The 14363-nt window shown below is 26.9% G+C and carries 10 protein-coding genes and 1 tRNA gene; all 11 read left to right on the top strand.

The window, feature by feature from the left end:
- Window positions 1-142: 142 nt before the first annotated feature.
- The 11 genes from JXZ90_RS00170 (at window position 143) to JXZ90_RS00220 (ending at window position 14301) form a co-directional block, all read left to right on the top strand.
- Entirely contained in the window at window positions 143-1312 is a 1170-nt protein-coding gene (locus JXZ90_RS00170) for an aminotransferase class V-fold PLP-dependent enzyme (protein ID WP_205848388.1), read from the top strand.
- The gene (locus JXZ90_RS00175) at window positions 1302-1724 is read left to right on the top strand and encodes an iron-sulfur cluster assembly scaffold protein (protein ID WP_205848389.1); all 423 of its coding nucleotides are present in this window, start codon (window positions 1302-1304) and stop codon (window positions 1722-1724) included. The genes JXZ90_RS00170 and JXZ90_RS00175 overlap by 11 nt, the downstream gene beginning before the upstream one ends.
- Window positions 1717-2967 (top strand): DNA polymerase IV, encoded by a 1251-nt coding sequence (locus tag JXZ90_RS00180; protein WP_205848390.1) that lies wholly within the window; start codon window positions 1717-1719, stop codon window positions 2965-2967. The genes JXZ90_RS00175 and JXZ90_RS00180 overlap by 8 nt, the downstream gene beginning before the upstream one ends.
- A gap of 1 nt (window position 2968) precedes the next feature.
- The gene (locus tag JXZ90_RS00185) at window positions 2969-4066 is read left to right on the top strand and encodes a nicotinate-nucleotide adenylyltransferase (protein WP_205848391.1); all 1098 of its coding nucleotides are present in this window, start codon (window positions 2969-2971) and stop codon (window positions 4064-4066) included.
- Window positions 4067-4069: 3 nt separating this feature from the next.
- Window positions 4070-4789 (top strand): pseudouridine synthase, encoded by a 720-nt coding sequence (locus JXZ90_RS00190; RefSeq protein WP_205848392.1) that lies wholly within the window; start codon window positions 4070-4072, stop codon window positions 4787-4789.
- A gap of 92 nt (window positions 4790-4881) precedes the next feature.
- On the top strand, window positions 4882-6669 hold the full coding sequence (locus JXZ90_RS00195; protein ID WP_205848393.1) for an ABC transporter ATP-binding protein: 1788 nt from the start codon (window positions 4882-4884) through the stop codon (window positions 6667-6669).
- A 10-nt stretch (window positions 6670-6679) separates the two neighbouring features.
- The gene (locus JXZ90_RS00200) at window positions 6680-8497 is read left to right on the top strand and encodes an ABC transporter ATP-binding protein (RefSeq protein WP_205848394.1); all 1818 of its coding nucleotides are present in this window, start codon (window positions 6680-6682) and stop codon (window positions 8495-8497) included.
- Window positions 8498-8619: 122 nt separating this feature from the next.
- Window positions 8620-9510, top strand: coding sequence for a UTP--glucose-1-phosphate uridylyltransferase (locus JXZ90_RS00205; RefSeq protein WP_371808120.1), 891 nt, complete (start codon window positions 8620-8622; stop codon window positions 9508-9510).
- A gap of 5 nt (window positions 9511-9515) precedes the next feature.
- Window positions 9516-11159, top strand: a complete 1644-nt coding sequence (locus JXZ90_RS00210; RefSeq protein ID WP_205848395.1) for an MnuA family membrane nuclease — start codon at window positions 9516-9518, stop codon at window positions 11157-11159.
- A gap of 58 nt (window positions 11160-11217) precedes the next feature.
- Window positions 11218-11309: transfer RNA gene (locus JXZ90_RS00215), tRNA-Ser, on the top strand.
- Between the two features lie 283 nt (window positions 11310-11592).
- Window positions 11593-14301, top strand: a complete 2709-nt coding sequence (locus JXZ90_RS00220; RefSeq protein ID WP_205848396.1) for a cation-translocating P-type ATPase — start codon at window positions 11593-11595, stop codon at window positions 14299-14301.
- Window positions 14302-14363 lie beyond the last annotated feature (62 nt).

The raw sequence follows: 14363 nt of genomic DNA on the forward strand, positions 1-14363 counted from the left end.
TTATTATGTGTTCGTAATATAAATTGCATTAACAATTATATATGCTTATTGATTTTTCCATAATAAAAAAATAAGCACTTTTTATTGCTTTTTAAGCATATAAATTGTAACTAATTTATTAAATTTATATAAAATTTTAATTATGAAAAATAATAGTGAAAATATTAGAGCACTTTTTCCAATTCTAAATAAGATTACATACTTTGACTCTTCAGCAATGGCCCTCAAACCTACAACAGCAGTTGATGCTGTTAATAAGTTTTATAGAGAAATGAGTGTAAGTACAAGAACTAGTGATACTGAAATAGGAATGCTGAATAAGAAAATAATTAATAGTACAAGAGAAAAAGTGGGCAGGCTAATTAACGCAGATCCAGAAGAAATTATTTTTACCTCTGGATGTACTGACTCTTTGAATAAAGCGGCTCTAATGCTAAAGAGTATTTTAAATGAAAGGGATGAAATTTTAGTTAGCGGGTTTAATCATTCTTCAAATATTGTTCCTTGGATAAAAATTGCTGAGGAAAAAAAGGCAAAAGTTAAAATTGTTGAAGATTTGGTTTCAAACATTTCTAAGCAAACAAAAATTATTTGTTTGTCGCAAACATCAAATAGTTTTGAACATAAGGAAGATATTAATAACTTATATAAGGTAACTAGAGAAAAAAATATTATCTTAGTTAATGATGTTGCACAAGCTATTGTTTCATCTAAAGTTGATTTACATAATACATCTGACATAATTGCGTTTAGTAGCAATAAATTATATGGTCCAACTGGATTTGGAGTTTTAGCAATTAGAGATGATTTACTAAAAAAATTAAATCCTCCATTTTATGGCGGTGGCGCTGTTATTTCAATTATTGATAGTATGTCTTTTGCTTGCAAAGCCAATGTTGAACAATATGAACCTGGTACGCCAAATTTAAGTGCAATTCACATGTTTAATGAGTCACTAAATTTCTTTGAAAACATATTAGGTGGACAAAAAGGTAGTTTTGAAATATTGAGAGATTTATCAGAATATGCTTTTGATAAACTTTCTAAAATTGAGAATTTAGTAATGTATAACTCTAGAGGTAATCATATATTATTATTTAATATAGGAGATGTAAATTCGCATGATGTTGCATCATATTTAGGCTCTAAAGACATTTATGTAAGAGCAGGATTATTTTGTACTCATTATGTTTCAAAAATGAAAAATATTCCTTCTTTTGTAAGAGTTAGTTTAGGAGTCTATAATACAAAAGAAGATATTGATAAACTTTATAACGCATTAAAAGAAGGAGGTAATTTCATTGTCTTATAGTATTAATGAAAAACAAAATTTAATATTTAGTCACTATTCAGAACCAGTTTATAAAGATAACCACGAACACACTAATAAGGTTTATGGAATAAGTTGTGCTGACTATTTAGAATATGACTATAGTTTTGAAAATAATCTTTTAAAAACAGTTAATTTTTCAGGTTCTGGTTGTGCTTTTTATGTCGCTTCAACTGATCTAGTAATTAGTAATATTTTAAATAAGAACAAAGAAGAAATAATCTATTTTATAGATATTTATGAAAAATTTATTAATGGCGAAAATTTAGAACAAAATGACTTAAAACTACTTAAAGAATTAGCTGTATTTGATAATGTTTATAAACAAGAAAATAGAAAAAATTGTGCACTAATGTTTGCACTAGATTTTAGAAATAGAATTAAAAATGAATAATAAAAAAATAATATTTCATATTGACTTTGATAGTTATTTTTGTAGCGCCCATAGATCTTTAAATAGTGATTTAGATAATAAACCACTTGCAATAGGTAAAAATTTAAAACGTTCAATCGCTTCATCTATTAGTTATGAATTAAAAAATAAAGGTGCTAAAGTTGGATGGCCAAACTATAAAATTTTAGAAATAGAACCTAAGACTATTTTTATTAAGCCTAATTTTGATTTGTATGTTTCTTTATCAAATAGAATTTTTGATTACATTGCTAAAAACTATTCAAAGAACATTCAAGTATTTAGTATTGATGAGTGTTGGGTTGATGTAACTTCTATTGTTAATAATGAGAATTTAGATCCTAAAATACTAGCATTAAAAATACAACGAGAGATAATGCAAAAATTTAGAATACCTTTATCAATTGGAATATCTTATAATAAATTTTTAGCTAAAATGGGTACTAATTTTGCTAAGCCTTACGGTGTTAAAATAATTGATAAAAATGAATTAGTTAATGAAATATGACCCTTACCAATTATTAAATATTTTGGAATAGGTGAACCAACAAAAAATAAATTAAATAAAATTGGAATCCAAACAATCAAAGATCTAGCTAAAGCTAACAAGGAGTCATTAAAATTAAAAGCTATTTTTGGTTCTAAATTAGGTTATTTTGTAAATGAGGCAAACGGAATTAGTGATGATATTATTCATGCAGAAAAAAACGAGCTTAAATCCATTGGCCGTGAATTAACATTTCTTTCCTATGATTTGAGCGATACCGAGGAGATTGTGAAAATATTATCAAACTTAGTTGACCAAGTTTGTTTAAGGGCAAAAAATAGAAATATGCTCGCTGGAGTTGTAACAGTTTTAGTAAGAAATACAAATAAACATTGAAATTCAAAACAAAAAAAACTAGTTTTTTTATCTCGAGATCCTGATGAAATTTACAAGGTATCATATTCATTATTTAATGAAATATGAGATGGTGAAATGATTAGAGGTATTGGAGTAAGACTAACTAATTTAAAAAATGAATTTTTAATTTCAAATCCAATAAGTTTGTTTGAAAAAAATGAAAACAAAAAAAACAGTAAAATTGAGAGAATAATTAAAAATACTAATAATATATTAAAAAGTAATTTATTAAAAACGGGAACAGAATTAGAAAAAGATAAAGTAAAAGAAAAAATCCAAATGCGGTATCTTGAAGAAGATACAGCAAAGAAAGGCTATTAAAATGAGAATAGGACTATTAGGAGGAACCTTCGATCCAATTCATAAAGGTCACCTTGAAATTGTTAAAAAAGCTTATCAAGACTTAAAACTTGATAAAGTTTTGATTATACCTGCCGCAACCAATCCATTCAAAAAGAAACAAAAAACCGCAAGTGCTAACGATCGTGTTAAAATGATTAATTTGGCTATTAAAAGTTTAGATATTGATGTTGATATTTGTGATTTTGAAATTAAAAGAGGTGGAATTAGCTATACTTACGAAACAATTAGATATTTAAAACATAAGTATCCTAATGATGAACTTTTCTTCATTATGGGTAGCGATTTATTACCTAAATTACATAAATGGGAATTTGTTGAAGAAATATCTCATTTAACACAATTAGTTGTTTTTAAGCGTGATAATAAGCTTTATAAAACTAATTTTAAAAAATTTAATTGCCTTTTATTAAATCTTGATAAACCACTTTTAGAGTCCTCAACAGCAATTAGACAAGGTAATTTATTTCAAACAACATTAGAAGTGAACGAGTATATTGGTCAAAATTTTTTGTATGCTAAAGAAATAGTTCATTCAACTTTAAGTCACGATAGGGCAAGACATTCAGTTTATGCAGCTGAATTTGCGGCGGAATTAGCTAAAAGTGTAGGCTATGATGCAAAAGTTGCTTATTATGCAGGCTTATTTCACGATATTGCCAAAGAATGAGATTACAAAAAATCAATTCATTTTATAAAACGATATGAACCCTCATTATTAATTAATGGAGATTTACCAAGACACAAACACCACCAAATTTGTGGTTCATTATGATTAAAATATGTTTATAGAATTAATAATGATGATATTGCAAAAGCAATAAAGGTTCACACAACACTAGATTTTCAGTTATCATTACTAGATAAAATCGTATACATTGCTGACAAGATATGTTTAGGAAGAAAATTTAAGGGTGTTCAAAAATTACGCAAATTGGTTTATGAAAATTTTAATGAAGGTTTTAAACAAGTTAATCAAGTCAATTATGATTTTAATATAGGAAAAGGAGTTATTTTTGATGATGAGCAAGAACGAATTTATCAAAAATGAATGAACTAAAGTATGGAATTAGCAAGATTGCAAAAAATTATCGCTGCTAGCGGATTTTGTTCAAGAAGAAGAGCGGAAGAATTAATTAAAGATAAGAGAGTGACAGTTAATGGCAATATAGCCAGTTTGGGCGATAAGGCAAGTGTTGATGATGAAATAAAAGTTAATAATAAATTAATTGTTATAAAAAAGAATAATTTTGAATATTTTATTTTAAATAAGCCAAGAAAAACGATTTCTAGTTCAAATGATGAACACAACCGCCAAACGGTTGTCGATTTAATTAATACAAAATCTCGAATTGTTCCGGTCGGGAGATTAGACTATAACACAACAGGTGTGTTGCTTTTAACTGATGATTTAGAAATAGTTAATAAATTAACTCACCCTAAGTATGAAATAGAGCGTGTATATAGAGTTAGAATCGATACTCCACTAACACTTAAAGAATTTAATGAACTAAATTCAGGAGTTGGAGTAAATGGAAAAATGTCATATCAAGTAGTGGATCAAGTTGAAGAAAAAAGTTATACAGTAAAATTGCACGTTGGCTCTTATCACCATGTTAAAAAACTTTTTGAACACTTTGATAGGAAAGTTTTAAATTTAAAACGAATATCTTTTGCGAATTTAAAAGTAGATAAAATTGCAGAAGGAACATATAGAAAACTCACATTAAAAGAACTTAAAGATTTAAAAGCTATTATTAGAAGTAAAGATATTAATAAGTAATACAATATATTTATAAATATATAATCATTTACATTACCTTTGTTTAAAATAAGGTATGTTTTGATGTATATTTGTATATTCGAAAGGAAAATATGTGGAAGACATTAAAGTTATTACCCGGTAAAGTCAAAGTTTTGTTTATCTTTGGTGCTTTTTTTGTTTTGCTTTCAACAATTTTGAATACGTTTTTACCAAATGTTATTAATCAATTTATTAAATTAATTTTTGAAAATGAAGTAGATAAAGATAAAGAAGTTTCAATAATTTTTTTTCATTTTACACTATTTACAAAACCAGTTAATGAAGCTAAGAACACTTTAATTATTATGGTTCTCTCAATAATTGTTATCAACTTATTTATTTATTTTATTTCAATATTATTTACATTATTTGCTGGTGAATTTACAGTTAAGTTTTATCGTGAAGAAATGTATAAGAAAATACAAAAATTTAGTTTAAAAAACATTCAAAAAATGAAACCAGAATCTATCTTAACTAGAATGACTACTGATGTTACCGCGATGTGAGAATTTTTAATTGCAACAACATCTATATTTATTTCCGGAATTTTTTCAACGATAATTGGAATTGTTTTTGCAATAATGATTGATCCACTAATGTCAATTGCTGTTATTTCGATAGCACCGATTATGGTTATAATAATAATTTTTGTCGGCAAAAAAGTTTCGCCTCTTATTAAAAAGACCCAGAAATCTGTTGAAGTACTAACTAAAAATATTGATGAAAATATTTTAGGAACTAGAGTTATTAAAACTTTTAATTTAGAAAAAGAAAGACAAGAAATATTTAAAAGTGCGAGTCAAGATTGATTTCATCTTCAATACAAAACAAGTATTATTTTCGCTAGTGTCTGACCGTTGTTCTTTATGCTTATAAATATTTTAATAATTCCAATTTATATCTTTGCGGCATATTACGTTGTTAATGATCTAGGAGTAAATAGTGATTTACTAGTAAGAGTAAATACTTTTGTAGATTATTTATTTATCATAAGTTTTGGAATACTAATGACAGTTATGTTTTATAGCACCGTGTTTAGAGCTAAAGTTAGTGGTAAAAGAATTTGAGATGTTTTCAATTTTAAAACTGATGATCTTTATGTGGAAAACGGTATAAATCTAAAAGATAATTTTGATATCGATATTCAAAATCTTAACTTTAAGTATTTTAACAAAGCCAAAGAAAATGTCTTGTCGAATATCAATCTTAATTTAAAACATGGACAAACACTTGGAATTATTGGACCAACCGGTTCAGGGAAAAGCACATTAGTTAATTTATTAGTTAATAATTATTTGTATAAAGAGGGATCGATAAAAATTGGCGGACATGAAGTAAATGAAATTAATTCTAAGAATCTTCACCAAAATGTTGGAATTGTTTATCAAGATCCACTTCTTTACGGTGGAACTATTAGGAGCAATCTTAAATGAGCTAATGACGATGCAACAGATGAAGAAATTGTTCAAGCCTTAAAAGATGCAGATGCTTATGAATTTGTTTATTCTTTTGATAAAAAATTAGATCATGAGATTTCTCAAGGCGCAAAAAATTTAAGTGGCGGTCAAAAACAAAGATTAACTATTGCTAGAACATTATTATTAAAACCAAAAATATTAATTTTTGATGATTCAACAAGTGCTCTTGATAATATAACAAGTAAAAAAATTATTGACAATATTAAGCAAAAATATGATTGTTCGCTAATTTTAATAAGTCAAAAAATTGCTCCAATCAAAAATTCAGATCTAATTATTGTTATGAATAATGGTAATATCATAGCAAGCGGTAAGCATAATCAATTATTAAAAACATCCAGTTATTATAAGGACATTCACCAAAGTCAATTAGAACAATAGAAAGGAAAAAATGCCTCAAAAATATTTAAAAAATAAAAAACCAACATTATTTTCCCTAATACGGGATGGTTTACGTTATTTTTGAAAAGATGATAAAAAGTCATTTATTATTGGAACGATTTTGATAGTTTTTAATAGCATTTTTTATAATCTTGGTAGCGTTTTAATTGGTTTAACAATATCATTATGTTTTCCAATAGATGTAATTAATGGCACAAAAGAATTTAATATTCCTCTATTTAGCACATTATGTGTTATATTAGCAATATTCTTTATAGGATTTGCATTTTTTAAGTTTTATCAAAATAAAATATTTAGTAGATTAGCTTTTAAAACCACTTCTAAAATACGTGAAGAAGTTATGAATAAATTATTAAATATGCCTATAAGTTACTATGATGGGGAAAAAACAGGTGATATTATTTCGACTCTAATAAATGATATAAATAACTTAGGCAAAAGTTTAGATTTCATATTTAGACAGTTAACAGGAAGCGTTCTAAACATGTTCTTTGTATTTGTTACATTAATGCTATTTAGTTCTACAATAACCCCAATAGTTATAGCTATTTCACTTATTTTGTTTTCAATTAGTTTCGTATTATTAATTAAAGCTAGACCTTATTACATAAAATTGCAAAATAATTTAGGAGATTTAAATGGTTATGTGGAAGAAATGTTAATTAATGCTAAAATAACATATTCTTTTGATAGACAAAATACAGCACAAGATAAATTAAAAAATATTACAAATGATATTTATAAAAATTCTATAAGCGGTATTTTTCTAAGTAGATTATTAAGACCTTGACAACAAATTGCTTCTTACTTAATTATTCTTACTTTGGTTGCTTTAGCTTTAACATTTAATAACCACAACATTCCACTTGCTAGTGTTTATTATAAAAGAGCTGATGCTGGGTTTATTGTTATATTTGTTTCACTATTATATAGTTATATAGATAGTACCGATTCATTCTTTAATATAGCTTTTGAAAGTCAAACAGGGGTTGCTTCAAGTAAAAGAATTAATAAGCTACTTAGTCTTGAATTACCTCCATCTATTAAAAATGTTCAAGTTCTTGAAAATGTAAAAGGTGAAATTGAATTTAAAAATGTTTGATTTAAATACAGTAAAAAATCAAAACAGTATCAACTTAAGAATGCGAGTTTTAAAGTTAAACCTGGCCAAACAACAGCTATAGTTGGTCCAACTGGCGCTGGCAAAACCACAATAATTAGTTTATTAAACAAATTCTATGATTATGACAAAGGTTCAATTTTAATTGATGGTGTTGAACTTAAAAACATTACAAAGTATAATTTAAGAGAATATGTTTCGACCGTTTTGCAAGATTCATTTGTTTTTAAAGATACTGTTTTAAATAATATTAAAGTAGCTCATCCTTCTTCAAGCCTTGAAGAGGTTCAAGAAACAGCAAAACTTTTAGATGCCCACCACTTTATTATGCGTATGGAACAAGGCTATGACACTGTAATTGATAATTCCTCAAGTCAATTAAGCCGCGGTGAAAAACAACTATTAAATGTTACAAGAGCAATTCTTGGAAATAAAAAAATTCTAATTCTTGACGAAGCTACAAGTAATATAGATTCAAACACCGAAAAAATTATTCAAAATTCATTACAAAAGAATTTCTTTAAAGATAAAACTTCTATTGTTATAGCTCATAGATTAAGCACAATTAAAAATGCTGATCAAATACTTGTTATCAATAATGGTGAAATAATAGAAAAAGGAACACATGAAACCTTGATAGAACAAAAAGGGTTCTATTACAATATGTATAGAGCACAATTTGATTAAAAAACTACTTTAATTTTCCTTTTATCATCTTATTATTAGTACAAATTACTAATAATATTTTTTTTAGGTAAAATTAACATATGTTTAAGTTAAACAATACCACTTATTAAGGAGAGTGCAAAGTGTCTGAAATCAAAAAGGTTAAAAAGTTAATTATTCCAGCAGCTGGGTGAGGTACGAGATTTTTACCCATGACTAAAATTATTCATAAGGAACTAACGCCTATTTTAAATAGGCCGGCAATTGATTTATTAATTGATGAAGCTGTTGAAGCTGGAATCGAAGAAATTATTTTAATTGTTAGTGAAAGAAAGAAAAAAATTCTTAACTACTTTGTTGTGGATCAGGAATTACAAAGTGAATTAATTTTAAAAAATAAAAATGAATTATTAAATAAAGTCAAGTCAACTAACAGATCATATATGATAACTAGAGTAATCCAAAAGGAACAACTAGGCTTAGGACATGCTCTAGCAATTACAAAACCCTATATTAATAATGAACCATTTGCAGTCATTTTAGGTGATGACTTAATTAGATCTGATATTTCCGCTATAAAACAATTAATTGATTTTTATAATAAAACAGGTCAAAATGTTTTAGGCGTTCAAACTGTTAAACCGGAAAATGTTCATAAATATGGAATTGTTAAACCAACAAATTCAAGCGAAAAAGACAATAAATACTTTGAAATAGATTCAGCTATTGAAAAACCTAAATTAGAAAACGCTCCTTCTCACAAAGCTATTTTAGGAAGATATGTCTTTAATCCTGAAGTTTTAGATATTCTTTCCGAAATTGAATATGATGGCAAAAATGAAATACAAGTTGTTGATGCCTTTGATAAGTTATTAAAAGAATATAAACAAAAAATTTATGCCTATGAGTTTGAAGGAACAAGATATGATTTAGGGTCTATTGAAGGTTTTGTTAAAGCTAATATTGATTATGCTTTAAATTGTCCTGAATTAGCAAAAGAAATTAAAAGTTTTATTAAAGAAAAAGTTAAATAAATATTATGAATAAAAGAAAAAAAATACTATTAAGCTCATTAACAATTGCACTTACACCTTCTATTGTTGTTAGTTGTTTTAATAATAGTTCAGAACAAAATAAAAAAAGCTTAGATTCAATTAAAAAGGAATTAGAAGATCTCTTAAGTACAAAAGAAAATGTTCTCAATCTTTATTCTGATAATAAATATAGAAAAATATATAAGGACTTGGAAAAAGCATATCTTAAGTTAGAAATCGATATCGACAATATTGATGCTTCTTTAGAATCTTTGGAAAAAGCTAAAAAAGAAATTTCTATTTCTTTAGAAAAAGCTAAAAAAGAAAAAAATGAAATTGATAAAAATTCTACTTTAGATACTGAATTAGTTATATCTAGAAACGAACTTAAAGCAATTATTGATAATAGAGATTCTATTTTTAGTAACTACCAAGATAACAAATACAAATCAATTTTGGATTTACTAACTATTAAATTTAATGAAGCTTTAAATGTTTTCAATAACCTTAATTCAACTAAAACAGATTTAGATAATGCTAAATCATCGTTATTAGCAGCTATTGATCAAGCTAAAAAAGAAAAAAATGAAATTGATAATAATTCAGCATCTATTCCCTTAAACAAGTCAATTAAAATTAGTAATTGAAATGTGTGCAACTTGGGAGGATTAAGCGATTTTAATAGGGATGTTAAGCTTAAAGCAATAACATCTTTAATTAATTATTTAGACATTGATATACAAGGCCTAATTGAAGTTGAACTAGGTTCTTTAGATAGTATTCAAGAAATGGTTCGAGTTTTAAACATAATGAACCCTCAAGCCAAATGAAATTATATTTTCAGCGATCCATCAGACGGAATTAATAAGATAATACCAAGTGATAGTAATGTTCATGAAGCTTGTGTAATTTTATATAAAGAGTCAAAAGTTAATCCTAAAAATTTTGAATCATTAAATAAACCTTTTGTCTCTTTTGATAATAGTTCATTTAAAAATGTTTTTAATGCACCTGATAATGTTGGTTATGTACGTCCACCATTTGGTGTTTATTTTGAAACGGTTGGGCAAATAAGAAATGACTTTACGCTTGTAATTGATCATTTTGACCAACCAGGAAATCATCAATATGATGGAGGAACAGCCAAGAAAACTCCAAGTGGTAATAAAATAAAATCCCAAGGACGTCAAGAGTCTAATGAAGCTTGGAATCTAAAACTTCTTATGAATTTTTATGATGATCTAGATAAAGAAAATGACGAGTTAATCTTTATGGCCGATACAAATATTCGCAAGGGTAATGAAACCGCCTTATTTGAACCCATACTAAACAATGGTTATCAATCTATTTTAAATGAGTCTCTTGCTTTAACCTCTTTGGGAACATCATGAAATTATAGTGAATCATATGACAAGATATTTTATAAAGGTGATTTAACTTTTTCAACAGAAAGAGACGGATACTACCCTCTATACAATATTATTGAAGATAATGTTATAAAAGATTTTGATGCTAATGAAGTTTGAATTAATTATGTAAAATCATTTGGGAAAAATTATTCAAATGATGCATCATACATACGTTCAGCTATAGCTGACCATTGTTCTGTATTTTTTACATTAAACTTAGATAAAAATGATTTAGATTAGTATTTTTACAATCTTAATTTAATGATAGAATAATAAAGCATTAAAAAATGCTTCTGACGGAACAGTACTCAAGTCGGTCGAAGAGGCGGTCCTGCTAAGACTGTAGGGGTGGCAACACCCGCGGAGGTTCGAATCCTCTCTGTTCCGCCATTTTTTTATTTCAATTTTTAATTGAAATTGATTAGTCTTTATTAAATAGTTTTAAGAGTTTGCAATTAAAAGCAAAGTAATTTTTTAAAGTCCTTTATTTAAAAATATAGATAAAAAATAGTTATTTTTATTTAAATTTAGATTAATGAAATATAACTTGCTTGTTTAATGGGTTGTATTATCTAATTTAAAAACATGCTTAATAAATTTCAATTAAATATTAAGATTATATATAGTTACACTTATATATAAATAATAAATAAATAAAACAAGGAGTATTAAAGTGACAAAAGAAGAAGTTTTAAAATACAATGGATTAGATAATGAATCAATTAGGATTAATTATCAAAAATATGGAAGTAACACATTATCAAAAAAGAAAAAAACAAGTTTTTTAAAAGCTTTTCTTATGCAATTTGTTGACCCTATGGTTATCTTGTTGACAATTGCTGCATTAATTAGCTTGTCATTAGCAATTTATGAGCATGTTAGCGGTCAAAATAAGGGTTCTGAAATAATAATTAGTTATGTTGAACCAGGAATAATAATGCTTGTCTTAATTTTGAATAGTTTACTTGGAGCTTTTCAATTAATTAAAAGTGAACAAGCGGTACTGGCTTTAGAAAAAGTCAATGAAGCTAATGCTACTGTTAAAAGAAATAACGAAATGATGTCAATACCCGCTAGTCAGTTGTTGCCTGGAGATTTATTATTTTTAAATGCAGGAGATACAATAAATGCAGATGGCAGAATAATTTCTTCAAGTAATTTTGAGGTTGTAGAGTCTTCATTAACTGGGGAAAGCAATTCAGTAGTTAAAATGGCAAATTGAACTAAACAAAATGATAAAACTCTAGCTGAAAATAACCATTATGTCTACTCAGGTACTTATGTTACCAAAGGTACAGCAGTTGTTTATATTGAAAAAATAGCTAAAGAAACAGAAATTGGTAAGATTAATTCTTTAATTCAAAACCAAAACAAAGCAATTACACCTCTACAATACAAACTGAATAAATTAAGCAAAATATTTGGTTACTCAGGCGTTGTACTACTTTTTGTTAGCTTCTTAGTTCAAGTTTTATTAAATAATCTTTCAACCGGAATATGAACTAATCCACAAGTTTATACTAACGGTTTTGTAACAGGCATTTCACTAGCAGTAGCTGCTATACCTGAGGGTTTAATAACATTTACCACAGTTTTACTTTCAATTGGAGTTGCCCAATTGACTAAGGAAAATGCTATAGCCAAAAACCTTTTAGCAGTGGAAACACTTGGCTCAACAAATATTATATGTAGTGATAAAACAGGAACTCTTACTGAAAATAAAATGACTGTTGTTGAAGCATTTACTAAAAATAATTTTTATGAAAAAGATAAAAATAACGATGTCTTTAGTGAATTAGCAAAATATTTAGTATTGTGTAATGATGCTCATTTAACCATGAATAAAGAAAACAATAATTATGAAGAAATAGGGGATCCTACCGAAACTGGGTTGTTAAGATTTGGACTTAATTTTGGATTAACTAAAGAGGAGTTATTAAAACAAAATGAATTATTACAATCTCAACCATTTGATAGTGATCGTAAATTAATGAGTGTTCTTATTAAGCAAAAAGAATCCAATTTAATAATAGTTAAAGGTGCGCCTGATGTTGTTATTGATCGGTGCAAAGGGATTGATAGGGAAAAACTTATTAAAATAAATGAAGAATGATCTTCAAAAACTTATCGTGTTTTAGCTGCTGCTATTAAGAAAACATCTAAAAGTAAAATTACTCTAAATGATGAAAAAGATTTGGAATTTGTTGGATTTGTAGCAATGATAGATCCTCCAAGAGCAAATATTAAAGAAAGTATTAGTATGGCGAAAAAAGCTGGTATAAAGACAATAATGATAACTGGTGATCACATTACAACAGCTAAAGCTATAGCATCTAATTTAGGTATTTTTTCTAAAGATGATCTCGCTATTAATGGTGAACAATTAAGCAAAATGAGCGACCAAGAATTAAAAGATAAAGTCCATTTGATAACAGTTTATGCTAGAGTAAATCCTAGTGATAAACTTAGAATTGTTAATGCTTGAAAAGAAAGAGATAAAGTTGTTGCGATGACGGGAGATGGTGTTAATGATGCACCAGCTTTAAAAGCTAGTGATATAGGTTGTGCTATGGGTATTACAGGTACTGAAGTTTCAAAACAAGCTGCTGATTTAATTTTAGTTGACGATAATTTTAATACCATTGTTGGTGCAGTAAAAAACGGAAGATTAATTTTTGACAAGATTAAAACAGTTATTTTAAATATGTTAATTAGTTCACTAACAGAAATACTAGTTATGTTGATTGGAATGGTAGTATTTTTCTTGGCTTATAAGGATTTTTACAAAGAAGGATTTTATATTTATAGTGCTAGTCAATTATTATGAGTTAATTTTGTAACACATGGCATTCCGGCTATTGCATTAGGATTTGTTGATAGTGGTAAGAATGTTATGAATAGATCTCCATATAGTAAGAAAGAAAGTATTTTTGCTAGGGGAATGGGGATCGAATTGATTTGACAATCTCTTGTCTTAAGCTTATTGTCTCTTGTTTCATATGCTATAGCTATGGAATATAACAAGAATTTAGGCCCAGGGCGCGAACATGAGATAATAGCATTAGCAAGTACATGTAGTTTTACAACTTTAGGAGTTGCGGCTTCATTGAATGCAATTAATTTAATGAGCGATAAATCAATTTTTACATCAAGTATTAAGAAATACTACATTGTGTGAATCGCTGCCTTAACATCTACTATTATGATTTTATTAGTAGTTCTAACTCCTGATGTAGCAAATGTATTTAGAATGAGTAATGAATTTGTTAGAAATTGAAAATTAGTTCTAATTTCAGTTGGCTTAGGTTTAACTTTAACAGTAGCTAGTGAATTTAAAAAGATAATACTTTTTGCTAAAAGTAAGTTAAGCAAAACTAATTAAGTTTTTTAGAAATGCATTTAAAATGCATTTTTTTTATTTTTTAATAGTTGAATAAATTATTT

The sequence above is a fragment of the Mycoplasma sp. Mirounga ES2805-ORL genome, from assembly GCF_017084445.1.
Lineage (GTDB): Bacteria > Bacillota_I > Bacilli_A > Mycoplasmatales > Metamycoplasmataceae > Mycoplasmopsis.